Annotated in this window: 23 protein-coding genes; 10 read left to right on the top strand and 13 right to left on the bottom strand. The window is 40.6% G+C overall.

The window, feature by feature from the left end; genetic code table 11:
* Nucleotides 1-3: 3 nt before the first annotated feature.
* Nucleotides 4-621: a glutathione S-transferase family protein gene (locus tag ACT3S9_RS16555; RefSeq protein WP_441992818.1), complete on the bottom strand. Its 618-nt coding sequence runs from the start codon at nucleotides 619-621 to the stop codon at nucleotides 4-6.
* Between the two features lie 41 nt (nucleotides 622-662).
* Nucleotides 663-1,694 (bottom strand): NADP-dependent oxidoreductase, encoded by a 1,032-nt coding sequence (locus ACT3S9_RS16550; RefSeq protein ID WP_441992817.1) that lies wholly within the window; start codon nucleotides 1,692-1,694, stop codon nucleotides 663-665.
* Between the two features lie 229 nt (nucleotides 1,695-1,923).
* On the opposite strand from ACT3S9_RS16550, the gene ACT3S9_RS16545 reads away from it, so the two are divergent.
* Nucleotides 1,924-2,361: a hypothetical protein gene (locus ACT3S9_RS16545; protein ID WP_441992816.1), complete on the top strand. Its 438-nt coding sequence runs from the start codon at nucleotides 1,924-1,926 to the stop codon at nucleotides 2,359-2,361.
* Between the two features lie 13 nt (nucleotides 2,362-2,374).
* Nucleotides 2,375-3,217 carry an SMP-30/gluconolactonase/LRE family protein gene (locus ACT3S9_RS16540; protein WP_441992815.1) on the top strand — a complete coding sequence of 281 codons (843 nt, stop codon included), beginning with the start codon at nucleotides 2,375-2,377 and terminating at the stop codon, nucleotides 3,215-3,217.
* Between the two features lie 98 nt (nucleotides 3,218-3,315).
* Here ACT3S9_RS16540 and ACT3S9_RS16535 read toward each other — a convergent pair whose 3' ends face one another.
* Nucleotides 3,316-3,843 (bottom strand): TetR/AcrR family transcriptional regulator, encoded by a 528-nt coding sequence (locus ACT3S9_RS16535; RefSeq protein WP_192542457.1) that lies wholly within the window; start codon nucleotides 3,841-3,843, stop codon nucleotides 3,316-3,318.
* Between the two features lie 68 nt (nucleotides 3,844-3,911).
* Here ACT3S9_RS16535 and ACT3S9_RS16530 point away from each other — a divergent pair, with 68 nt between their 5' ends.
* Nucleotides 3,912-4,817, top strand: coding sequence for a DMT family transporter (locus ACT3S9_RS16530; RefSeq protein WP_192542456.1), 906 nt, complete (start codon nucleotides 3,912-3,914; stop codon nucleotides 4,815-4,817).
* A 304-nt stretch (nucleotides 4,818-5,121) separates the two neighbouring features.
* Nucleotides 5,122-6,327 (top strand): anhydro-N-acetylmuramic acid kinase, encoded by a 1,206-nt coding sequence (locus ACT3S9_RS16525; protein WP_192542455.1) that lies wholly within the window; start codon nucleotides 5,122-5,124, stop codon nucleotides 6,325-6,327.
* Here ACT3S9_RS16525 and ACT3S9_RS16520 read toward each other — a convergent pair.
* The gene (locus ACT3S9_RS16520; protein ID WP_444751123.1) at nucleotides 6,324-6,839 is read right to left on the bottom strand and encodes a hypothetical protein; all 516 of its coding nucleotides are present in this window, start codon (nucleotides 6,837-6,839) and stop codon (nucleotides 6,324-6,326) included. The two genes, ACT3S9_RS16525 and ACT3S9_RS16520, sit on opposite strands and share 4 nt — an antisense overlap.
* Before the next feature lie 264 nt (nucleotides 6,840-7,103).
* Here ACT3S9_RS16520 and ACT3S9_RS16515 point away from each other — a divergent pair, with 264 nt between their 5' ends.
* Together ACT3S9_RS16515 and ACT3S9_RS16510 are read left to right on the top strand one after the other, a co-directional pair.
* Nucleotides 7,104-8,273: a lipid-transfer protein gene (locus ACT3S9_RS16515; protein ID WP_441992814.1), complete on the top strand. Its 1,170-nt coding sequence runs from the start codon at nucleotides 7,104-7,106 to the stop codon at nucleotides 8,271-8,273.
* 544 nt (nucleotides 8,274-8,817) lie between these two features.
* Nucleotides 8,818-10,608 carry an SLC13 family permease gene (locus ACT3S9_RS16510; RefSeq protein WP_441992813.1) on the top strand — a complete coding sequence of 597 codons (1,791 nt, stop codon included), beginning with the start codon at nucleotides 8,818-8,820 and terminating at the stop codon, nucleotides 10,606-10,608.
* A 41-nt stretch (nucleotides 10,609-10,649) separates the two neighbouring features.
* On the opposite strand, the gene ACT3S9_RS16505 is transcribed toward ACT3S9_RS16510, so the two are convergent.
* Genes ACT3S9_RS16505 through ACT3S9_RS16485 form a run of 5 tightly spaced genes read right to left on the bottom strand, consistent with a single transcriptional unit; the run spans nucleotide 10,650 to nucleotide 15,645 of the window.
* Nucleotides 10,650-11,651: a sulfate/molybdate ABC transporter ATP-binding protein gene (locus tag ACT3S9_RS16505; protein WP_192542451.1), complete on the bottom strand. Its 1,002-nt coding sequence runs from the start codon at nucleotides 11,649-11,651 to the stop codon at nucleotides 10,650-10,652.
* Nucleotides 11,648-12,487, bottom strand: coding sequence for a sulfate ABC transporter permease subunit CysW (gene cysW / locus ACT3S9_RS16500; RefSeq protein WP_225736702.1), 840 nt, complete (start codon nucleotides 12,485-12,487; stop codon nucleotides 11,648-11,650). Before cysW ends, ACT3S9_RS16505 begins: the two co-directional genes overlap by 4 nt.
* Nucleotides 12,488-12,528: 41 nt before the next feature.
* Nucleotides 12,529-13,383 (bottom strand): sulfate ABC transporter permease subunit CysT, encoded by an 855-nt coding sequence (gene cysT / locus ACT3S9_RS16495; RefSeq protein ID WP_301562812.1) that lies wholly within the window; start codon nucleotides 13,381-13,383, stop codon nucleotides 12,529-12,531.
* A 2-nt stretch (nucleotides 13,384-13,385) separates the two neighbouring features.
* Entirely contained in the window at nucleotides 13,386-14,396 is a 1,011-nt protein-coding gene (locus tag ACT3S9_RS16490) for a sulfate ABC transporter substrate-binding protein (protein WP_301562813.1), read from the bottom strand.
* Between the two features lie 28 nt (nucleotides 14,397-14,424).
* Entirely contained in the window at nucleotides 14,425-15,645 is a 1,221-nt protein-coding gene (locus ACT3S9_RS16485) for an OprO/OprP family phosphate-selective porin (RefSeq protein WP_301562814.1), read from the bottom strand.
* A 348-nt stretch (nucleotides 15,646-15,993) separates the two neighbouring features.
* Here ACT3S9_RS16485 and ACT3S9_RS16480 point away from each other — a divergent pair, with 348 nt between their 5' ends.
* Complete coding sequence (locus tag ACT3S9_RS16480) at nucleotides 15,994-16,998, top strand: isopenicillin N synthase family dioxygenase (protein ID WP_301562815.1); 1,005 nt, start codon at nucleotides 15,994-15,996, stop codon at nucleotides 16,996-16,998.
* A gap of 18 nt (nucleotides 16,999-17,016) precedes the next feature.
* Nucleotides 17,017-18,177: a trans-sulfuration enzyme family protein gene (locus tag ACT3S9_RS16475; protein ID WP_301562816.1), complete on the top strand. Its 1,161-nt coding sequence runs from the start codon at nucleotides 17,017-17,019 to the stop codon at nucleotides 18,175-18,177.
* Between the two features lie 175 nt (nucleotides 18,178-18,352).
* Here the strand turns inward: ACT3S9_RS16475 and ACT3S9_RS16470 are convergent, their stop codons facing one another.
* Nucleotides 18,353-18,970, bottom strand: a complete 618-nt coding sequence (locus ACT3S9_RS16470; RefSeq protein ID WP_301562817.1) for an RBBP9/YdeN family alpha/beta hydrolase — start codon at nucleotides 18,968-18,970, stop codon at nucleotides 18,353-18,355.
* Between the two features lie 296 nt (nucleotides 18,971-19,266).
* On the opposite strand from ACT3S9_RS16470, the gene ACT3S9_RS16465 reads away from it, so the two are divergent.
* Entirely contained in the window at nucleotides 19,267-20,691 is a 1,425-nt protein-coding gene (locus tag ACT3S9_RS16465; protein WP_444751122.1) for a sigma-54 interaction domain-containing protein, read from the top strand.
* A gap of 13 nt (nucleotides 20,692-20,704) precedes the next feature.
* On the opposite strand, the gene ACT3S9_RS16460 is transcribed toward ACT3S9_RS16465, so the two are convergent.
* Nucleotides 20,705-20,986, bottom strand: coding sequence for a hypothetical protein (locus tag ACT3S9_RS16460; RefSeq protein ID WP_444751121.1), 282 nt, complete (start codon nucleotides 20,984-20,986; stop codon nucleotides 20,705-20,707).
* Nucleotides 20,987-21,200: 214 nt separating this feature from the next.
* Here ACT3S9_RS16460 and ACT3S9_RS16455 point away from each other — a divergent pair, with 214 nt between their 5' ends.
* Nucleotides 21,201-21,794 carry a DUF4202 domain-containing protein gene (locus ACT3S9_RS16455; RefSeq protein WP_441994532.1) on the top strand — a complete coding sequence of 198 codons (594 nt, stop codon included), beginning with the start codon at nucleotides 21,201-21,203 and terminating at the stop codon, nucleotides 21,792-21,794.
* Nucleotides 21,795-21,870: 76 nt separating this feature from the next.
* On the opposite strand, the gene ACT3S9_RS16450 is transcribed toward ACT3S9_RS16455, so the two are convergent.
* A complete protein-coding gene (locus ACT3S9_RS16450; protein ID WP_441994533.1) occupies nucleotides 21,871-22,113 on the bottom strand; it encodes a hypothetical protein in 243 nt (80 codons plus the stop codon).
* 118 nt (nucleotides 22,114-22,231) lie between these two features.
* Complete coding sequence (locus ACT3S9_RS16445; protein ID WP_441993014.1) at nucleotides 22,232-22,612, bottom strand: VOC family protein; 381 nt, start codon at nucleotides 22,610-22,612, stop codon at nucleotides 22,232-22,234.
* Nucleotides 22,613-22,630 lie beyond the last annotated feature (18 nt).

Genomic DNA, 22,630 nt, shown 5'->3' with positions numbered 1-22,630 from the left:
GGCTTAACCGTATTTTGCTTCTAGCTCATCTGCTGTATGGTACTTTTCATGGCTTTTTAATTGCTCTAAGTAGCGGGCAATTTCAGGGAAGTGGCTGATCATGCCACTTTCGGCTACCTTTTCAACAACAAAAGACAGCATAAAGTCTGCGCCTGTTAATTGCTCGCCTACTAAGTAGCTTCTACCTTTAAGTTTTAGGTTGATGTAGCCTAAAATTTTGCCAATTTCATTATCAGCGTAGTCGGCAATAAAATTAGTTTTACAGCCATCTTTGGTAATAAATAATTTTAGTAAAAATGGCACCATGGCAGAGCTTTCTGCAAAATGTAGCCACTGCTGATAATCAATATAGTCTTTGCTATCACGGCTTGGCGCAAACTTGCCGTTACCATATTGCGTTATTAAATAGTCAGTGATAGCACCTGACTCAGTAATAATTTGGCCATTGTCCTCAATCACGGGGGATTTGCCTAGTGGATGAATCGCTTTGAGCTCATCAGGAGCTAAAAATGTTTCGCTATTACGTTGATAGGCAACAATTTCGTAGTCAACGTCTAGCTCTTCAAGAAGCCAAATAATACGTTTAGAGCGTGATTTATTTAAATGATGTAATTTGATCATGGTTGTCCTTAAAAGCGCAGCCGTAGCTGCGCAGGGTAAATTTAAAGTGGATTATTTACTTGTACTACCGTTTTGCCAAAGTTCTTACCGTCAAGCATATCGTTAAACGCAGATACGGTATTTTCAAAGCCTGTTACTACATGTTCGCGATAATGAATTTTCCCCTCGCTAAGCCACTTTTGCATATCAGTGGCAAATTCATCATAACGATGGCCATAATCATCAAAAATAATAAAGCCTTGCATACGAATTCGCTTAGTGAGAATTTGCCCCATTAGCGCGCCCATACGATCCGGCCCTTGTGGTTGCTCAGTGGCATTATATTGCGACACTAAGCCACACAATGGCACCCGCGCTGCGGTATTAAGTAAAGGTAATACGGCGTCAAACACTTTTCCGCCCACATTTTCATAATAAACATCAATACCTGTGTCACAGGCCTGAGTTAATTGTGCTGCAAAGTCATCAGAACGGTGATCAATGCATGCATCAAAACCAAGCTTTTCAACTGCGTACGTACATTTTTCAGTACCGCCTGCAACACCGACTATTTTACAGCCTTTAATTTTAGCAATTTGCCCCACGGTTGCCCCAACTGGGCCTGTCGCTGCAGCAACAACGACGGTTTCCCCTTCTTTAGGTGCGCCGATATCAAGTAATCCCATGTACGCGGTAAACCCAGGCATACCCATAATACCTAATGCATAAGACGGATTGCTGGGAGATTCACCAAGCTTCATCAGTCCTTCGCCATTACTAATGGCGTATTGCTGCCAACCTGTATAAGCAAGCACCCATTCGCCTTGTGTAAATTCACTATTTTGTGATTTCTCTACTTGGCAAACAGTAGCGCCAACCATCACATCACCCACTTCAACCGGATCAGCGTACGACTTTGCATCGCTCATACGCCCTCGCATGTAAGGGTCTAGTGAAAGGTAAATTGTACGCAGTAGAACTTCATCTTCTGCTAATGCAGGTAGCTGTGTTGTTTCTACACTGAGGTTTTCTTGAGTGGGGGCGCCATGGGGGCGAGATTTAAGAATGAACTGTTGGTTGTCTAGCGTACTCATAAGTGTTGCTCCGTATCCAATGTATTGTCATATTTCGTATTTATTTTACTGCGTCGTCTGCAGATAACTTATTACTATAACTTAGGGCTGGTGAGTATTAATTCAATCTCGTATCGCTTTTTGTTTGTAGCTGCTCAGGTAATCATTTTTGCTCAGATGCAATAGTCTGTTATCAAGGAACAAACTGTGATAAAAAAGCATAGTACAAAAATTATCAAAGGAAGGGTAAATGATGAAACAGAGTTATTTTTATATTGGTATAAACGTGTTGCTGAGTAGCTTGCTTATATCAGCCCCTTTACATGCTAGTAACGAAGTACTTTCGGTTGACCGAGGCAGCCTGCAAGGTATGGAGTTTATGTTTGAAAATGATGCAAAAATAACCCCGAAAAATAGTAACTTCACCCTTGTTAACTCTGTGCTTATGAGCAGCGAAGCTGGTACGCGCGTGGCGGTTGTGACCATTCGTAATGATGCGACAGGCTCGCGGATACTGCAAGCTGATCATATTATGGCATTATTTGCTGATGGTAAGCGGCTTTCGCCTATTGGACTTTCAGATAATTTAAAGCTAGAAGATGGTGAGCAACGCTCCATTACTATTTCGTTTGGTGCTGATGATTTTCCAATTTTGGCAATATACACCAGCAATAATTTAAACCATTAATACAGGACTGCTCATGACACTTTTCGCTCCCTCTATACTCTCAGTTGCATTATTAAGCTTTAGCGTTAACGCAACACAAAGTACCGACTTTGTTAGTGATGATATTTTTACGCAAGGGGTTGAAGGGCCAACTTTTCATAATGGCTATTTATATGCGGTTAATTTTGCCGAGCAAGGCACTATTGGCAAGGTTGATAGCAGAGGCCGCACTACATTATTTGTTAAACTACCGAATGACAGTGTTGGAAATGGCTTGCAGTTTGACAGCCAAGGTAATTTGTATGTAGCGGATTACGTAAATCACAACATATTAAAAGTAGATGCTAACTCTCATGAAGTCAGTGTTTTTGCACATAATGATGCCATGAACCAACCTAATGATATTGCGATAACTAAATCGGGTGTATTGTTTGCCAGCGATCCTAACTGGGCTAAAAGTAGCGGTAAACTCTGGCGTATTAATAAAGACGGCTCAACTAAATTACTTGAAGATAATATGGGCACTACCAATGGCGTTGCGGTCAATAACGCTAATAATAAGCTCTACGTAAATGAAAGTGTGCAACGAGTTATTTGGCAATATGATGTTGATAGTGAATTAAATATCAGCAATAAACAGGTGCTTATTAAGTTTGACGATCATGGCATGGACGGCATGCGCGTTGACAATCAAGGTAACGTTTTTGTGGCACGTTTCGGCGCTGGCGTGATAGTAAAGATTAGCCCCGCCGGAAAGATACTAAAAACCTTTAAACTCAAAGGGCAGCATCCAACTAATGTGGCGTTTAATGAGCAGCAAACCAAGTTGTTTGTCACTATGCAAAAGCGCGGTGCGATAGAAGTGATTGAATTATAGAGAAAGTGGTTCGTGGGTAACAACGAGAATTATAAATAAAAGCCCACGAACACCGTTTACCTAATGCCGCAGCAAAACAATCATAATAGATAATTTTGCTATGCATCCCGATTTTTAAGGTAGCCACTTACTAACTTATTTGCAATCACGAGTGCTTTATCGCCAAGTAAAGGCCAGCTTTGCGTTAACCCTTCATGTATTAGTAATAGCTCATCTTCATAGCCTTTGAGATCTAGGGCAGTCGTTAAACTGTTAGCAACCTCAAATTTATGACGAGTTAACAGCGCTGATAAAGCTTTACTATTTGGATAAGCCGCTACCGCATTATGGAATAAACAGCCGCTAGGTGCATATTCCCCCATCCAAAACCCTATTTGCTTAAATATATGCTCTGCTGAGTTGTTCTGGCTGTCATTTGACGAAGTGAAAATAGTGTTTAAATACCGAGTGTGTCGGTACTCAAGCGCAGTGACTATCATTGCTTCTTTCGAAGGACAGTATTTGTATAGGGTTCTTAAGCTCACCCCGGTGGCATCTTTAAGCGCATCAACGCCTTGTTCTGCAAAGCCATGTTGAGCGAAAGCAGTTTCTAAAGCGGTGGCTATTTTTTCTTGAGTCTTATTCATAGTTGACATAGTAAAACGATCACTCTACCACTTGCAAGTAGAGTGATCGTTTTACTTTTGAGGTGAATGTGTTTAATAAGTTAAAATCAATGCCGATTTTAGAGATAGGGTTGGTCGTTGCGTGGAGTTCTGGCTTTATAGGCGGAACGCTTGCGTCTAATACAGGCTCAATTTTTACAGTGTTGTTTTGGCGGTTTTTAATCACATCAGTCATTTTACTGCCTTTTTCAATAAAGGTTTTAACGAAGCTAACTAAACGGGATTTACTCCAACAGTGTGTTATTGGTGGCTTTGCTATGTTTGGTTATTTAGCGACGATTATCGCAGCAATTGATATGGGGGTTTCTCCAGGAACGGCAGCGTTAATTGCTTCATTACAACCTATAGTCACTGCTGCACTTGCTGGTATTGTGTTGTCTGAGAAAGTTGTTTTAAAGCAGTGGATAGGTCTTTGTTTAGGCTTTGTTGGTGTCGCTGTCACTGTTGTTGGTGGCTTAAACGACTCACCTTTGCTTGCTTACGCTTTAGCGTTGCTTAGTATGATATGCATAGTTATCGCAACATTTGTAGCGAAAGCTAAGCCGAGTAAAGTGAGTATTTTGCCATCGCTCACTATACAATGTTTAATTACTAGTGCGCTCTTTATGCCTCTTGCTTACTTTAATGGTGGTTTAGTTCCCGAAATTAGTTTGAATTTCGTCTATGCGGTGGTTTGGTTTATATTATTTTCTACCTTAGGCGCTTATGGATTATATTGGCAGATCCTATCGAAAAGCTCTGCAACACGGGTGTCGAGTCTAATTTATTTAACACCACCGGTAACAACGTTATGGGCTTGGGTAATGTTTGGTGAGGCAATTACTGTACCTGCTATATTAGGGTTAGCTATCAGTGCAGTTGGTGTTTATTTAACTTTAATGAAGACAAAAAATACCAAGATCATAGCTGCACAGCCAGGTAGCTTAACCAAGTAAAAAACACTAAGTACAAAGTAAAAAGCGCACCGGGCAGGGTGCGCTTAGGGGTAATCCTGTGTTATATATTCAAATTGAATAAAAGGATTAATTTAATATTGAACTGTTATTCATTACGCTTTTGTGTTCATAAAGTGAACAGTGTACCTGTAGCCTAGATTGAAATTCAGAAATAACAAACTTATAGAACAACTTTAAAGCAATTTTACATTTTTGCAATAATTATTCTTATTTTTTGTATTTAATGATATATAATATTCCTGTCGTGTAATTTAATTTCTCAGCGTCCAAGAGGTAACACCGTATGCATCCACACATCGCTAAGCTTTATCAAAGCGCTAAAAAATCTCATAAATTGATCATTGGTTTAATGAGTGGTACGTCGCTGGATGGCTTAGATGTGGCATTGTGCAAAGTCTCAGGGCAAGGAATGCAAACCAAAATAGACGTTTTAGCTTTTGATACAGTTGACTATGATGATGACTATAAACAAAAAATAAAACAGGTGTTTGCTAAACGTGAATGCGACTTAGAGCTGGTGACCTTACTTAACCCGTGGATCGGTAAATTGCATGGCACTATGGTCAAGCAGTGCTTAGCTAAATGGCAAGTACCCGCCGAGGATATTGATGTAATAGCAAGCCATGGACAAACTATTTATCACTGTCCAAAAAGCCAGCATCAACATGATGATTTTAACCATGGCACGTTGCAAATTGGCGATAGTGATCATTTAGCTGTAACGACCGGCATTACGACGATTGGCGATTTTCGACAAAAACACATTGCAGCCGGTGGTGAAGGCGCGCCGCTTGCGGTATATGGTGATTACTTATTCTTTACCAGCCATCAAGAAAATCGTATTTTATTAAATATGGGTGGTATTGCTAATTTAACCTTTTTACCAAAATCAGCGGATACGAATGCAGTATTTAGCTCTGATATTGGCCCAGGCAATACGATTATGGATGCTTATGTGCAAACGCATTTTGCACCATTGCATTACGACAAAGACAGCCTGATTGCCAAGCAAGGTGTTATTAATACTTCGTTACTTGAAGTGCTTTGTAATGACGCATTTTTTGATTTAGCTTTTCCAAAAACCACGGGGCCAGAGGTATTCAATCTTGCTTACTTAACCAACGCACAAGCTATCAGCAACACCCTTGATATTAGTCATTATGATGTTATGGCAACACTTAATCGTTTTTCCGCGTTGATGATTGCAAAAGCAATTAACCAATGTAGCGAACAACTTTTTGATATTGCAGTATATGCAAGTGGTGGAGGTATTCATAACCCATTACTAATGGAGCATATTTTATCTTTATGCCCACCATTAAGTGAGGTTAAAAATACCCAGGCACTGGGAATTGACCCTGATGCTAAAGAGGCCGTTTTATTTGCTATTTTAGCTAACGAGTGCCTTGCTGGAGGACAAAGCCGTTTTGGTAATGCAGAGCAAGGTATTCCTTATGTCACTATGGGAAAAATTAGCTTTGCAGATTAAAAAAATGATAAAAATGAGCTGCTGCAACTTACGATAAACTGTTTAAAAGATTGCTCTTTACTGAGCATCGCACCTTGCTGACTCGTATCATGTTGTTGATAACCAGATCCATACGCTTCAATAAAGGCATCAAACTCAATACTGTCTTTGAGAGTGTCATGTAACCCATGCAACATTAATTGCAGTATATACTTATCACTATGACTAATGTGCTGAAAAGCGAGTGGTGCTATCCCTGCTTCGAGATCACCTTGAGTTACTGTGTGTTGCACAAAATAGCGCGCATTTCTGGCCGTGATATTTGTTGCGCTTAACGAAATAACATCTCCTTCATTTACATCATCAGGCAACTCGCAAATAAACTGAATATTATGATTTTCATCCGCAGCAATAGGTAAGCCGTCATAAATGGTATTATGAGCCATAGCAGTAGAAAATGGGCCTTCAAAAGAAGGCAGTGCAAAATTTAAATGCACTTGAGAAACTGTCATTTCAGCGGAACGTCTTTTCATCATCAGTTAAATCGGATAGAAATTATCCGCTATTTTAATTGCAGAATTATGACTGTTGAATTAACCAGCATTATATAAAAGCTAAAACGCTATTTTTAAATTTTATATTTCAACGCTGGAATGAAAAATGGCTGTTTCGCACCAGTCATCTTTTGCTGCTTACTTGTTATGTTTATATTTTAATATTGCTAAATTTAAAGCGCTCGATATTCTCTCTTTTAGTAGTACACTGCTAATAACTAACAATAATAAAAGTGAATAAATATGAGCCATGTAATTGTTGCAGGTGTAGGCATGACCAAGTTTCAAAAGCCAGGTCAGCATCAGCCTTATCGTGTCATGGCTGCTAATGCGATTAAAATGGCAGTGAAAGATGCAGGTATTACCGCCAAACAAATCGAGCAAGCATTCGCAGCTTATATTTATGGTGATAGTACATCTGGACAGCATGCTTTTTATGATGTTATTCAAAGTGGTATAGCAATCGTCAACGTTCATAACAATTGTTCAAGTGGTTCATCAGCGCTATATTTAGCAAGGCAAGCTGTGTTGTCTGGTGAAGTTGAATGTGCACTTGCATTCGGTTTTGAAGAAATGCAACCGGGGGCGTTAGTGTCACATTGGCAAGATAGAGAAAGCCCATTTGATCGCGTTGAGCCTGTTTATGAGCAATTTAATGTACCACAAGGGCCTATCGCTTTAAGGGCATTTGGCAGTGCGGGGCGTCATTATATGGAAAAATATCATGTAGATGCGAGCTTATTTGCCAAAGTGGCTGTGAAATCTCGCTCTCACGCTGTCAATAATCCGTACTCGTTGTTTAATACCCCATTAACAATGGCTGATGTACTCAATGATAAAGTTATTTTTGATAACTACTTAACGCGTACTATGGCTTGCCCACCAACCTGTGGAGCGGCAGCTGCGATTATTTGTAGCGAAGCGTTTGCCAAACGAAATGGCCTATCGCATGGCGTGAAGATCCTAGCTCAAACCATGACGACAGACACGCAAGTGTCATGGCAAGATCCAATTTCTTCAGTGGGTGCTGATATGACTAAGCGCGCTGCGAATAAAGCATATAATAGTGCGGGTATTGGCCCACAAGAGATAGATGTTATTGAATTACATGACTGCTTTACGCCTAACGAAATAATTAATTATGAAGCCTTAGGTCTGTGTGCAGAAGGCGCAGCAATAGAGTTAGTTGAAAAAAATGATAATACCTACGGCGGTAAATTTGTGGTTGGTCCCTCAGGGGGGCTGATGTCGAAAGGCCATCCCATTGGGGCAACAGGGTTAGCGCAATGTGCTGAATTATGTTGGCATTTGCGAGGTGAGGCCGGTAAACGCCAAGTAACAGGCGCAAAATTTGCGCTACAGCATAATATTGGTTTAGGCGGCGCTGTAGTGGTGACTATTTATGGTCAGTAAGCTTCGTAAGGTAAACACCGAACCAATTAGACAGCTCGGTGATTACCGTGCAATTTATTTTAAAGGAAGTGTTTTTAACTAATTGGTATGAAACTGAATAGCATGCGGTAGGTATAATTTAATTTCCCAATACATATACCTAGGCAAGGTGCTGGGATTAATCTTAACAGTGATATGGAATGTCGTATCTATGTAATGTATCTGGTAGTTTAATTTATTAGTAGAGGTGATAATACGTATGATGATAGCGTTCAGATCGAGTCTCTCGACGCTAAAAGCTACAGACACCACCTACGGCATTAAAAACACTGAGATATTGTTCGTAATAACCTTCATTTGTTTTTCCACGTCAGAGGGGGTTGTCATAAAGTATGAAAAGCTTAAACACAACTACAATTATTTAATGCTCATCGAGCCTAATAATGAAAGTTTATTCCCAGCTAAATTATTTTCTATATCTATATTCCCTTTTGTTATACCTTTCATTTGAATATATCTTTTTTGGAATATCAAATAAATGCTAATCTAGTGGGATAAATTATAATTGGAACAATCAAGTATGAGTTTTTCCGGATGGCTTACTTTAGGCTTAACACTCTTAGTGCTTCTAACGTTGATCAGAACGAAAATCGCGCCTCATGTTGTGATGCTGGCAGCACTGACAATACTCAGTGTGAGTGGTATTTTAACAACCAGTGAGGCATTAGCTGGGTTTAGTAACTCAGGGTTGATAACTGTTGCAGCAATGTTTGTGGTCGCTGCTGGAATACACCATTCAGGTGGGATAGATATTTTAGTTAATAAACTATTAGGTTCGCCCAAAAACTTACGTGCAGCACTGCTTAGGATTTTCATTCCAGTGGTGCCATTGAGTGCGTTCCTAAATAACACACCTGTTGTTGCCACCATGATCCCCGCAATAATGGCGTGGTCAAAGAAAAATGATTTAGCTCCTTCGAGGCTATTAATACCGCTTAGCTATACTGCGATACTGGGAGGAACAATTACCCTTATTGGAACAAGCACTAATTTGGTAGTAAATGGTCAGTATCAAAGCATTACTGGTAACCCAGGATTCGGACTGTTTGATATAACCCTTATTGGTTTACCTATTGCAATCTTGGGAATGGTGTTTATTTACTTTATTTCTCCCTTCTTGTTACCAAATAAGCGTGAGAGTAAGCCGTTTTCAGATCTCAGAGAATTTACTCTGGAAGTGTGTATTTCCAATAATGGTCCTTTGGTTGGGAAGTCAATTGCAGAAGCTGGACTTAGAAATTTAAAACGAATTTATTTAGTTGAAATTGAAAGGGATAATACAACTCTTAGCGCAGTTTCATCCGATGAAATACTCTATGGAAACGACAGGCTAGTATTTGCAGGACAGACTGAAGCCATCACAGATCTATTAAAAATCAATGGTATTGAGGCGCCTTTAAATCAGGATAAATCTTCATTAGATGAAAAAAAATCAGGGCGCACATTAGTTGAAGTCGTCGTGTCACCGCATTGTGAAGCATTGGGAAGCGCGATTAGAGATTCAAAGTTTAGAAATAGGTATGGCGCAGTCGTACTTGCGGTTGCAAGAAATGGCGAACGTTTAAAGTCTAACTTAGGAGGCATAAAAATCCAAGCGGGCGATACATTACTACTTGAAGCAAGACCAGCATTTATATCAAGGCAAAAGTATAACAAAGACTTTCTCCTTGTGAATGTTTTAGATCACGAGCAGCCTAATCATGAAAAAGCCAATTTATCATGGGGAATATTAGTGTGCGCCGTATTATCTGCTGCATTTGGTATCACCTCAATGTTAAATGCGGCGTTAGTTGGTGCGGGACTTATGCTAGCAATGGGGTGTTTATCGGTTAAGCAGGCAGAAAAAAGCCTCGATTTGACAGTCATATTGACCATAGCCGCCTCTTTTTCATTAGGTCTTGCACTGCAAAAGACCGGTGTCGCCAGTTTTATTGCTGATAATATTGTAAATATTAGCGCGGGCAATGCACTGTTGTTATTAATTTTGACCTATGTGACCGTTTCAATACTGACTGAAGTCATTACCAACAATGCCGCCGCAGTTTTAATTTTACCAATTATTATTGAAATCACAGATAAAGCAGCGTTAAATGCTGAACCTTATATTTTTGCCATTATGATGGCGGCATCAGCAAGCTTTGCAACTCCGCTAGGTTATCAGACTAATTTGATGGTATTGGGGCCTGGTAACTATAAATTTAATGACTTTCTAAAAATTGGCCTGCCAATGAATTTATTCATTGGCACAGCTACAGTATCCATTTTATATCTATTTTGGCCTTTAACCTTGGCATAAAACATAGCAGTGGCTAGCCACTGCTATACTAATTTACTGGCTTAAAATTGAGTCACTTGATTAGCTTTGAACCAAATATTTTGTCCGTCACGTAATTCTAGCGCAAGAAAGTCTGCTCGTGACAATTCAATTTCTATATCTGTTTTATCCTCTAGCACAACGTCTAACCGTGCAGTCCCCCCAATTAATAATGAACGTAATAATGTTGCTGTTTGGGTATGAGGTTGCTCTTCGTTATAAACGCTAAATTGATGGGGACGGCAATAGTGTGTTAACGTTTTTTTGTCTTCTTCTGACGATTGCAACGATGCAGGCAATTTATTCGTTGTACCAATAAATTGATAAACAAATTCACTGGCGGGTTGTTCATAGATTTGCTGCGCGGTACCAATTTGCTCAATCTTCCCTTTGTTCATTACTACGATTTGATCAGCGACCTCCAGCGCTTCTTCTTGGTCATGTGTAACAAATAAGCTGGTGATATGCAGCTCATCGTGCAAACGGCGTAACCAGCGGCGCAACTCCTTGCGTACTTTGGCATCCAGCGCCCCAAAAGGCTCATCTAATAACAACACATTTGGTTCAATTGCTAAGGCTCGGGCTAATGCAACCCGCTGACGTTGACCGCCCGATAATTGTGCGGGATAGCGATCCGCCAACCACTCTAGTTGCACAAGCTCTAGCAGATGCATGACTTTAAGGTTAATTTCGTCATCAGTTGGACGATCACCTCGCGGCTTTGCTTTAAGTCCAAACGCGACATTTTCAAATACCGACATATGTTTGAATAATGCGTAATGCTGAAAAACAAATCCTACTTGTCGAGAGCGAATATCCTGCCCAGCTGTATTCTTACCGTTAATTAACACTTCGCCAGCATCGGCTTGCTCTAACCCTGCAATAACACGCAGTAGGCTGGTTTTACCACAACCAGATGGCCCCAATAAAGCCACTAATGAACCGCTTGGAAAGGTAATACTAACATCATTCAAAGCTGTAAAATTACCAAAATGTTTAAATAAATTATTTACTTCAATACTCATGATTTCACTCGTTGATTCTGTAGGTTACGGTGCAAAACTTCTTTTATAATCAGGGTAATAATGGCTAAAAACGCCAATAACGATGCACAGGAAAATGCCGCTGTAAATTGATACTCGTTGTAAACTACCTCAACATGTAATGGCAGGGTATTTGTTACCCCACGAATATGCCCAGATACCACAGAAACAGCACCAAAGTCGCCCATAGCACGGGCGTTACATAAAATGACTCCGTACAGCAAACCCCATTTAATATTTGGTAAGGTTACTTTTTTGAAGATAGTCCAGCCAGATGCCCCTAACACTCTGGCAGCTTCCTCTTCATCTGTACCTTGGCTTTGCATCAGTGGGATCAATTCCCTTGCGACAAATGGAAAGGTGACAAATAGTGTGGCCAACACAATCCCTGGTACGGCAAAAACGATTTGCCAGCCCATAGCCGTAACTTCGTCACCAAACCATCCGCCTGCACCAAATAGCAATACAAACACTAAGCCAGCAATAACGGGACTGACAGAAAACGGCAAATCGATTAGTGTTAATAAGAAACGTTTACCGAAAAAGTCAAATTTAGCTATTGCCCATGAAGCCATCACGCCAAATACTAAGTTAAGTGGCACCGAGATCGCCGCAACTAGTAATGTCAGACGAATAGCCGCAAGAGCATCTGGTTCAGTGATTGACGCAAGGTATACATCCCAGCCAGAGCGAAGCGCTTCGTAAAGCACCATTAATAACGGTAAAATTAAACAAGCAACTATAAATGTCAGTGCGAGCGTCAATAATGTCCTTCTAACCCATGTTTTTTCGGTTACCGCAGGCTGATAAACCGTCATTGTTGGTCGATCTTCAAACCACTTTTTGGTTGCTATAATCATCAGGCCATTACTCCATCAAATTGTTTTTCTCTGCGCTCAAGCCAACCTTGCAAACCATTGATCACCAGTAACATCAACAACGAGAATAACAGCATGGCACAGGCAATAGCCGTGGCACCAGCATAATCATATTGTTCCAGTTTGGTGATGATCAGTAGGGGGGTGATCTCAGACACCATTGGAATATTTCCAGCGATGAAAATTACCGAACCATATTCGCCAACGCCTCGTGCAAATGCCAGGGCAAAGCCGGTCAACATTGATGGGAACAAGTGCGGTAATATCACCCGACGAATGGTATACCAGCGGCCTGCGCCTAGCGCTGCTGAGGCTTCTTCAAGTTCTTGTTCAAAGTCCTCCAAAATTGGCTGCACCGTACGAACTACAAAGGGAAAGCCAATAAAAATCAACGCTAGGGTAATACCAATAGGGGTATATGCCACTTTTATTCCCCATTCCAGTAACACTGACCCTATAGGTCCGTTAGGCCCATAAATGGCGACCAGGGCAATACCCGCTACCGCCGTTGGCAGTGCAAAAGGTAAGTCAATCAGGGCGTCCACAATCCGCTTGCCTTTAAATTGGTATCGCACCAATACCCATGCGACTAATGATCCAAATACGAGGTTCACACTTGCTGCGAATAACGCTGTTCCGAATGTTAATTTATATGAGGCGACTACTCTGGCATCGGTAATCACGCTCCAAAACTCGCTCCAACTCAGACTCATCGTTTTTACCACCAACGCACTTATTGGCAGCAGCACTATCAGCCCTAGATAAAAAAGGGTATATCCCAAGCTTAATGAAAAGCCTGGTAACACCGAGTAAGTTTTCAACTTGCTCAAAGACATAATTAACGCCCTGGCTGATAAATTTTGTCAAACACGCCGCCATCATTGAAGTGCTTCTTTTGAGCTTGTTGCCAGCCCCCAAATACATCATCAACGGTAAACAGGGTTACATCAGGGAAGCGCTGTAAATCTTTCTGATCAGCGAATTCAGGATGCACTGGACGGTAAAAGTGTTTAGCTGCCAAACGCTGAGCTACAGGGCTGTATAGATATTCCAGATAAGCCTTAGCTTCTTCTTCAACGTTATGATTTTTAGCATGCTTATCCGCAAGAGTAACCGGAGGACGGGCGAGAATACTCAGTGACGGTACTACAATTTCAAATTCAGCAGCATCACTAAGCTTAGTTGTGGCGAGCAGCGCTTCGTTTTCCCAAGCTAATAACACATCACCAATACCATTACGCACAAAGGTATTGGTTGAACCTCTGGCTCCCGAATCCAACACAGGTACATTGCGATATAATTTGCTGACAAACTCACTGGTCTTTTCTTCACTGCCGTAGCGCTGTTCGGCATAAGCCCAAGCCGCTAGATAGTTCCAGCGAGCACCGCCAGAGGTTTTCGGATTTGGGGTAATTACCTCTATACCAGGTTTTACCAAGTCATCCCAATCACTAATATTTTTAGGGTTGCCCTTGCGTACCAAAAATACAATGGTAGAGGTGTAAGGAGCACTGCCATAAGGTAAGCGCTTTTGCCAGTTCTTATCAAATAGCCCCGCGCGTTCCGATATGGCGTCAATATCATAAGCCAGTGCCAGAGTTAGCACATCAGCCTGCAAACCGTCGATCACTGCGCGGGCTTGTTTGCCAGCCCCTCCGTGAGACTGACGCACCTGTACATCAATACCAGTACGAGCTTTATAGTAAGTGGCAAATTCCTCGTTATATTCTTTATAGAATTCACGGGTCGGGTCATAAGACACATTCAATAATGTTTTTGTTTCAGCTAAAGCTATAGGTGTTAATAATACACTGCTAGCGAGTGCCACAATACTTAGTAGTTTTCTCATTTTTACTTCTCCGTTATAAATTAATGTATTAAAAGGTTAATTGCAGGCGTGCAGAAAGCAGTTTTTCATCAAGGCGATCTAGGCTTACAGATTTTCCATTATCAAAATCACTGATTTCATAGTTTACTAATACTTTCACATTGTTATTGACATGCCAGTTCACCCCCACAGTGGCGGACCGAATATTGCTGACGGAACGTGCTGCATCGGCGTGAGCTATGAAAACATCCTCATCTATATTCAGCTCAGCCAGACGAGCAACCACTTCCCAAGCTCCACTATCTGATGCAGGTTTCACCCCACCCCAGCTGTTCTGCTCACCGCTGACGATCCAACTGGCGACGACTTGCCAAGCGGTGTTGGTAATGTCAACTTGCTGGTTCTGACTATTGGTCAGCTCCAATGAAGATGCAACATACTCACCAAATGCGCCAAACTGACCGTTGTAATAAGTAAAATGGGGAGCTACACGAGTTTCCTTACCATCTCGCAGAACATCACTGTTATAGCGAAACACAGTAGCTCGGCTGGAGGTTTTATAGGTGGGTAAACTGCTGTTTAGTTCTGATTCAGCGAGGCTGCTCGCGATACCTATTCCTAAACCTCCTAAATATTCAGGCTGCCAGTAAATACGAGCATAAACGGCTTTAGTATCGTCGTTATCTACGCCAGCGTCGATACGATCTCCGGCGTTGTTAGCGATGCCAATAGTTACTTGTTGCTCTTTAGTTTTATAATTCCAGGCAATCCCTGCATCACGATTAGGCACTAAGTTGTCAGTTAAGCCGCGCTCAAGAAACAATAACCTTGAGCCTGATTGCACACGCTCCAAACCGATTGATGATTTAAACTTACCTATACGCAATGCTGCACTTTCACTGGTTTTCCAGTCAAGGTAAGCATCTAGTAATTCGCCATTTTTACCATCACCAAATTCCGGCAAAATACGAAAACTAAAGGTGTTATTGATTTTGCCACGTACATCTATACGCGCTCGGCGGATCAAAAACGTATCGGTTCCGGTATCGTCATCAGTAAAATAGCGGGCATCTGCCTGAATAAAAGCACCCACTTTTAAATTATCGACCCAACTTGATTGGGAGCGCTTTTCTAGCGCCGCAATTTTGTTGTGTAAATCATTAATTTCTTCCGCTATCGCTTCATTTTGTGAAGCGTTAGAGTTTGCAAGTACCGGAGCTGTAATTCCAAATAAGAGTAAACTTGTAGTAAAAAATGGTATCGTTCGCATTGAGTTAAATTCCTAATTTATTAATAGCTTACATAGCTAAAGCTATATTCGTGCCATTTTTAAATTGTTGATTTTTATGTATATTCTAAAAAGTGTTTTTATAAGCGTCCTATATAACCAATGGTTTTATTAAATGTAGTGAATCTGTCTTATTTAACGATTTTTGATCATAAGCGAAATAGCCAAATCCTTGTTTACAAATATATGGAAGTTTAGCGGTCTGGACCTCCATATATCTAAAAGTTATATTATAACCATTTAATATATCAAATAGTTATTAGTTAGTTATCCAAATATCGATAAAGCAATACACTCCAGCTCAAATTACATATTGAAATGGAGTGATTCATGGAACAATTACCGGTATTGAATTTAAGCGATTGGCATGGGGATGGACGAAGTCGTCAGGCTTTTATTAGTAAACTTGCAGATGCAGCTAGAAAAATAGGTTTTTTTTACTTGACTGGTCATGGCATTGAGCTTGCGAGACAACAGCAAATACTGCAACTAACAAAAGATTTCTTTGCATTACCAATGCCTGAAAAGCTAGCAGTTGAGATGACGAATAGTCCTCATTTTCGCGGTTATACCCGCTTGCAGGGTGAATTAACACTCGGTAGGCCTGATTTGCGCGAACAATTTGACATAATGAAAGAAGAGGCGATTCATATGCCAAGTCACGATTTACCTATCTGGTGTCAGTTACAAGGGCCTAATCAATGGCCGCAAAACTTACCGCAGATGAAATCGATTTTATTGAGATGGCAACAAGATTTAGCTGCTATCAGTGTATCGCTATTAAAAGCTCTTGCAGTAGCATTAGAACAACCTGAAACTGCATTTGATGCCACGATAGGAAATAGCCCTTACCAACACATGAAACTTATTCGCTATCCAAATAGTAAAAGGCATACTTCAGCCCAAGGTGTTGGAGCGCACAAGGATCCAGGCTACCTCACCTTAGTGTTGCAAGATGAGCAATCTGGTTTAGAAGTTCAGACTGACAACGGCTGGTTAAGTGTACCGCCTGTTGCAGGCGCTTTTGTTGTTAACATAGGTGAATTACTTGAGTTAGCCTCTAATGGATATTTAAAAGCGACTTATCACAGAGTCACTAGTCCACAAGCTGGAGTTGATCGCTACTCTTGCGCCTTTTTTATGGCGGCACAGTTGAACGCAACGGTGCCATTGTTACCTTTGCCTGAATATTTGGCACGCCAAGCTCAAGGGCCGGCAAGCGATCCATTAAATCCACTCTTTAATCAAGTTGGGCAAAACGTATTAAAAGGGCGTTTACGCTCACATCCTGATGTTGCGAAAGCTCATTATGCCTCATTTGCCGATGCTATTTAATTATAATTAGGAGCTATTATGCAGTTCAAAACTAAATTACTTCACACCAATCATACCGCTGAAAACTCAACAGGAGCCCTTACGACACCTATTTATCAAAGTAGCACTTTTGCTTATGGCAGTGCCGAAGATGGGCGAGCTCGTTTTGCAGGTGAACAGCCTGGTTTTATCTACAGTCGCATGGCCAATCCCACCGTACAAACACTTGAACAACAATTGGCACAGCTAGAAGGAGCAGATGAAGCACTCGTTGTTGCCAGTGGTATGGCAGCAATCAGTAGTATTTTTTATTCATTGGCAAGTCAAGGTGATGAAGTTGCATTTATTGATCCTGTATATGGAGGCACCGCAGCATTTTTAATTCAGACGCTTACTCGAGCGGGCATTACAGTACGTCGTTATCAAGATGATGCTCACCTATTGTCAGAGATAACCCCCGAGACAAAAATTATTTTATTTGAACCAATTACTAATCCGACTTTAAAGGTCAGTGATTATCGTAAGGTCATGTTAGCAGCTGAGCGGGTTGGGGCAATCACCATTTGTGATAATACTTTTTTAACACCCTATTTATTCAAACCATTGGAACATGGTATAGATATAGTAATGCACAGCGCTACTAAATATTTAAGTGGTCATGGTGATCTAATCGCGGGTGTGGTCGCCGGGCGTAAAGCGTTAATGCAGCCAATTCGCACCATAGCACTTAAGCATATAGGAGCTGCTATTGGGCCACAGGAAGCCTATTTACTTCAGCGTGGTTTACGTACTTTAGCACTTAGAATGGATGCACATATTGCGGGCGCTGCTAAAGTTGCTGCTTTTCTTGCGGCACACCCAAATGTTGTAAAAATCTATTATCCTGGTCGCTTAGAGGATCAAGGCTATCAAGTTTTGAGGGAAACAATAAATGCCTTTGGCGGGATGGTGAGCATTGAACTGGAGGGAGGATTTAGCCGAGTAGCACGTTTTTTAGACCATTTAAAGCTGTTTACTCAAGCTGTTAGTTTAGGTGATTTAGAAAGCCTAGCCTGTCACCCTGCCAGCACGACTCATGCTGCAATGGATGTTGAAAGCAGGTTAGCTTCTGGGGTTAATGATAATCTGATTAGGTTGAGTATAGGAGTGGAAGATCCTGACGATTTAATCGCTGATCTTGCACAAGCTTTAGCGCGTTAAACATTTTTAAATTAAATATAAATATTATAATGTGAGTTTAAGCCGAGATTTTATATATCTCGGCTTTTTACAACGCTGTTTCTTAAACGGTCTAATCTCTCACCTCAGACAGACTCTATTCTTTAGTTATTTCGAGCAGAATGGAGTTTTTGCTATTTTTAAAAAAGCACAAAACTTATGAAACTCGACTCTTTAAAAATGGAAGTGTAAACTCGCTTTCTTTTTTGTTTCCAGTAGCGAAAAATATCGCATTAAGTAACTCTTCTCCGTCAGGCCATGCTCCATGACCTGACGCTTCATTAATATGGCCGCTAAATCCGGCGTCATAGGTTGCAAGACCCCAGTTATTAGCCCAACTTTGTGCTTCTTCAAAAGGCATCCACGGATCATCTCGGCTCGCAACAAGCACACCAAATGTATCCAGATTTTGATAAGGAATAGATGCAGATATATTTATTTCATTTCCGGGAACACCTTCCTGTATTGGCCCCGCTAAAGTAAAACGTCGTGGTGTAGCAGGTGCGACAAACAACACGCCGGCAATTTTATGTTTCCAATCTTGTATCGCAACAGCACTTGCAAGGCAGCCAAAGCTATGGGCGACGATCCAAACTTTTCCTGTTGTTTTTGCTATTTCTGCGCTTAATACTTCAGCCCATTTCAGCAGTTCTGGTGAATCCCAGTCAATCCCTGTTACACGATGACTATCTTCGATCCGGCTTTCAAGCCAGCTTTGCCAATGTTGAGGTCCGCTGCCGCGATAACCAGGCACTATCAATGTAGTCGTTTTCATTCCCTCTCCTAATTAAAAGTAAAAAATATATACATGACTAGTGAGCTACATCAAATTTCGAGCCAAAGGTAAGGTTTTGATTTTTTTGTATATATTAAATTGATATAAGTATTGGTTTTTATATATCATCAATTGTTGGTTTATTGTGATAGATTCGTCTTATTTAGTAAGTACAGGCCATTTACATGATATTAACGTCCGAATTGCTCGCCATTTTTTGGCGAAAAGTTGCAGAAACACCGGAGTTGCCTAAATTACTCGAAGAGTTGCTCCCCTTCCTTAAAAGAGAATTTTCTATGAATGAAATTGGGGTGGTAAGGTGGCAACAGCAACCTGAAAAAATTCGTTTTTTAGCAAGTTCATTCTCACAAAGCAAAAATGTTGAACTCAGTTTATTGCATGGAGAGATTCAACAGTGGTTTGCTGACGAACGATTTCGCTCTCAGGTAACACGTGTATTACCACTGCAACAAGATCAGCAACATTGTGTGATATTAAGTAAATTAAGTTGCGCAGCAGATCAACAAATACTACTTGCATTTATTTATCGTCGAGAGCAAGTTACATTTGCTTTTGATTATATTCCTGGGTTGCTCCCTATTTTTTCAGTTGCTGCCAACAATTACTTACAGCATCAAAAATTACTACAAGCGACTAAAGTTGTGCAATCACAATGCCAAGATCTGTTATCCAAAATGGGCAAGGATAATATGGACAATCAAATAATTGGCTCATCACATGGGTTAGCTCAAACTATGGAGCAAGTGAATATCGTGGCTCCATCTGATTTAACAGCTTTGATTCGAGGTGAAACAGGCTCAGGTAAAGAAGTCGTTGCCAGAGCCATTCATGAGCAGTCCCCTCGAGCAGACAAAGCATTTATCAGAGTAAACTGTGGTGCTATTTCGCCTGATTTAATTGATTCAGAATTATTTGGACATGAAAAAGGCAGTTTCACGGGGGCAGCCGGTGTTAAGCTAGGTTGGTTCGAACGTGCTGACGGCGGCACATTATTTCTGGATGAGATTGGTGAGCTGTCATTAGCTGCTCAAACACGATTACTAAGAGTATTGCAAGAAGGGACACTTAATAGAGTGGGTGGTGAACGTGAAATAAACGTTAATGTGAGAATAATAGCTGCCACACATAGAAACCTTTCGGACATGGTCAATGAAAAATTATTTCGTGAAGATTTATGGTACCGAATCAATGTTTTTCCAATTTACTTACCTTCATTGAGAGAAAGAAAACAAGATATTTCCGCTTTAGCAAATCATTTTTCTGAACGTGCAGCAAAGAAGTTAGGGCTACCTTATATTCCTCCAACTTCACATCAAGCTACTATGCTCCAAGCTTATCATTGGCCGGGGAATGTGCGTGAGCTGCAAGTTGTTATGGAACGAGCTGCAATACTCGGTCAAGGAAAGCAGTTAGATATTGAAGCATCTCTTGGTCCCAGCTTTAAAGTGACGGCACCTTCCATCCCTGCTGAAAATAACAATCATGAAAATAAGCTCGATAAAAACGTATCAATCGAGCCTCTAGAAAAAACCATTGTCTCTTCGATAAATAATGCACTCAAGGTCACCAATGGAAAAATAAGTGGTGAAGGGGGAGCTGCTAGTTTACTCAATATAAACCCCAACACACTACGCTCAAAAATGCGCAAATATCAGATTGAAATAAAATATTTTCCAGGAAACTCAAACCTACTATCTTGACTCAGGTAATAATCTATCTAGTAGCAAGAGAAGCAAAAAAATTGTTTAGCCATTGCCAAACGGAAGTTTGTTGCTGTTTGTTTCTACCGGTATTATGTTTTTGCTCCCAGCGACGTTTTTCCTCAACCCTTTTTTTGCGTCGCTCATCGGCACGGTTAGCTACTTCTGTAAAGTGCAACCGTTGCTCTTTAGAAAGATCTTCTCCAAACGCTTTTATTGGTTTACTAGCACTAACTGCTCGACTTGATTTAGGGGATGAACACATATGAATTTCTTCTGTTAGTATTACTCTCATGTAGTTAGACAGGATGAGAAGTAAATTTCTTTCATTTTTTTGGTAAGTTAAAAATATTTGAAAATGATACTGACAAAACAGCTCAATAATAAAAACTATCCTGTTGTGCTGGATAAATATAGCAAAATCATTTTTGCCTTATTTTCCTTCTAGCTAATTAGCAACTTGCTGATTAGAATAGAGCTATTAGTTAAATAACAATAACGAGTCACCGATGTTGCAACACGTAATCGCATTAATTGATGAGGCAAACAGCCAAGATCCAAACCAACAGCAGCATAACAATAAAGACTGGCCTAAAGAGCGCTTATACTCAGAGCGGATGACAGATATGCTCAATCGTTTTCAGCCTGATGCCGACGAGTTAATGCATATAGCAGTTCGAGCGCAGCACATTAAACGCTGGTGTTCACCGCGAAGTGATTTCCCCATGAATAAGCAAGGTTATCATCAATGGCGCAGTGCGCTTTATATTTTTCATGCCAGTACTGTTGTTGAACTAATGCAGCAAGCAGGTTGTACGCAAAAAGATCAAGACCGAGTCTATGCCGCAGTTGCTAAACAGCAAATAAAACGTAACCCAGATAGCCAATTAGTTGAAGATATTGCAAGCTTGGTGTTTATTGAGCACTACATGTTGGCATTTGCGCAAACTAAGCCTGATTATGATGAACAAAAATGGATAGGTATTCTTCGCCGCACTTGGCAAAAAATGTCAGCACAAGCGCACGACTTTGTACTGGCGGGGCATATTACTTTACCAGCACCACTAGTACCCTTGATTGAAAAGGCACTCGCTGAGAATTAAAGTTTAGATAACCCTAATAACACTGAAAACTTAGTTGAATTAGCGTTAATCTCGTTCTATTAGTGAAAGTAGCAACTTAGTCTTGGTTAAGTTGCTTTATGTTATCAGTTGCTTGGTTTTTAACAATCACTTCAGGATTCATGGCTATAGGCAGCGCTAATTCTGTATTATCAAGGGTAAGCTTAAGTTGCTTTTTTAAAGCGATTTTATTTTCTTGATGTAGAGTTTTAAGGTTATGTGTTAATTCCAGTTGTACTTGCTCGGTTAACGATGCTTGATTTGGGCTTAATAATAAAAGTGTTAGTAGTAGCGTATTCATGCTGTTTTCTCCTTATTTAAATTACCGCCAGAATAAGGATTAAAGATGACGAAAAGGTGTTGTTAATATGTCTACTTGGTTAAACTTTGATGCTATTTCAATGAATACAATAGTTACTTTAAGCTTGCACTAAACAAATTAAAGTACCTTCAGTAGCACGTACGTATGCATAGTATTGGTTATCTTTTTGAGTCGGTGAATGTAATGGCTCTGCACCCGCCAAGATGGCTTTATCGTAGCTTTCACTTAAATTAGTACAACTAAAGCGCAGTTCAAAGCCTAAAGCGGGTTGTTTAGGATGTGAGCGAATATATCCTTGCTTAAATTGTGCTTGTGCTACAGGGTGGGTAACAAACGCTAATTTTATAGTGCCTGTGTTTAGCTCGCCAAATTCAACGTCATCACTGAGGCTATAAGTAGTTAGCCCAAATGCTTGATAATAAAAGTCTAAGGTTTCTTCAACGTTATCCACATAGATCACCTGACTGACAAACTCCATTTATTGTTCTCTTTTTGA

This window comes from Pseudoalteromonas sp. AOP31-A2-14 (genome assembly GCF_052378035.1).
Taxonomy (GTDB): domain Bacteria; phylum Pseudomonadota; class Gammaproteobacteria; order Enterobacterales; family Alteromonadaceae; genus Pseudoalteromonas.
This window is presented reverse-complemented; position numbering and strand designations above follow the sequence as displayed.

What these genes read in the sequence shown, in the direction of transcription:
- ACT3S9_RS16555 (WP_441992818.1), bottom strand. Translation starts at nt 621, where the DNA reads ATGATCAAATTACATCATTTAAATAAATCACGCTCTAAACGTATTATT.
- ACT3S9_RS16550 (WP_441992817.1), bottom strand. Translation starts at nt 1,694, where the DNA reads ATGAGTACGCTAGACAACCAACAGTTCATTCTTAAATCTCGCCCCCAT.
- ACT3S9_RS16545 (WP_441992816.1), top strand. Translation starts at nt 1,924, where the DNA reads ATGATGAAACAGAGTTATTTTTATATTGGTATAAACGTGTTGCTGAGT.
- ACT3S9_RS16540 (WP_441992815.1), top strand. Translation starts at nt 2,375, where the DNA reads ATGACACTTTTCGCTCCCTCTATACTCTCAGTTGCATTATTAAGCTTT.
- ACT3S9_RS16535 (WP_192542457.1), bottom strand. Translation starts at nt 3,843, where the DNA reads ATGAATAAGACTCAAGAAAAAATAGCCACCGCTTTAGAAACTGCTTTC.
- ACT3S9_RS16525 (WP_192542455.1), top strand. Translation starts at nt 5,122, where the DNA reads ATGCATCCACACATCGCTAAGCTTTATCAAAGCGCTAAAAAATCTCAT.
- ACT3S9_RS16520 (WP_444751123.1), bottom strand. Translation starts at nt 6,839, where the DNA reads ATGAAAAGACGTTCCGCTGAAATGACAGTTTCTCAAGTGCATTTAAAT.
- ACT3S9_RS16515 (WP_441992814.1), top strand. Translation starts at nt 7,104, where the DNA reads ATGAGCCATGTAATTGTTGCAGGTGTAGGCATGACCAAGTTTCAAAAG.
- ACT3S9_RS16505 (WP_192542451.1), bottom strand. Translation starts at nt 11,651, where the DNA reads ATGAGTATTGAAGTAAATAATTTATTTAAACATTTTGGTAATTTTACA.
- cysW (WP_225736702.1), bottom strand. Translation starts at nt 12,487, where the DNA reads ATGACGGTTTATCAGCCTGCGGTAACCGAAAAAACATGGGTTAGAAGG.
- cysT (WP_301562812.1), bottom strand. Translation starts at nt 13,383, where the DNA reads ATGTCTTTGAGCAAGTTGAAAACTTACTCGGTGTTACCAGGCTTTTCA.
- ACT3S9_RS16490 (WP_301562813.1), bottom strand. Translation starts at nt 14,396, where the DNA reads ATGAGAAAACTACTAAGTATTGTGGCACTCGCTAGCAGTGTATTATTA.
- ACT3S9_RS16485 (WP_301562814.1), bottom strand. Translation starts at nt 15,645, where the DNA reads ATGCGAACGATACCATTTTTTACTACAAGTTTACTCTTATTTGGAATT.
- ACT3S9_RS16480 (WP_301562815.1), top strand. Translation starts at nt 15,994, where the DNA reads ATGGAACAATTACCGGTATTGAATTTAAGCGATTGGCATGGGGATGGA.
- ACT3S9_RS16475 (WP_301562816.1), top strand. Translation starts at nt 17,017, where the DNA reads ATGCAGTTCAAAACTAAATTACTTCACACCAATCATACCGCTGAAAAC.
- ACT3S9_RS16470 (WP_301562817.1), bottom strand. Translation starts at nt 18,970, where the DNA reads ATGAAAACGACTACATTGATAGTGCCTGGTTATCGCGGCAGCGGACCT.
- ACT3S9_RS16465 (WP_444751122.1), top strand. Translation starts at nt 19,267, where the DNA reads ATGAATGAAATTGGGGTGGTAAGGTGGCAACAGCAACCTGAAAAAATT.
- ACT3S9_RS16460 (WP_444751121.1), bottom strand. Translation starts at nt 20,986, where the DNA reads ATGAGAGTAATACTAACAGAAGAAATTCATATGTGTTCATCCCCTAAA.
- ACT3S9_RS16455 (WP_441994532.1), top strand. Translation starts at nt 21,201, where the DNA reads ATGTTGCAACACGTAATCGCATTAATTGATGAGGCAAACAGCCAAGAT.
- ACT3S9_RS16450 (WP_441994533.1), bottom strand. Translation starts at nt 22,113, where the DNA reads ATGAATACGCTACTACTAACACTTTTATTATTAAGCCCAAATCAAGCA.
- ACT3S9_RS16445 (WP_441993014.1), bottom strand. Translation starts at nt 22,612, where the DNA reads ATGGAGTTTGTCAGTCAGGTGATCTATGTGGATAACGTTGAAGAAACC.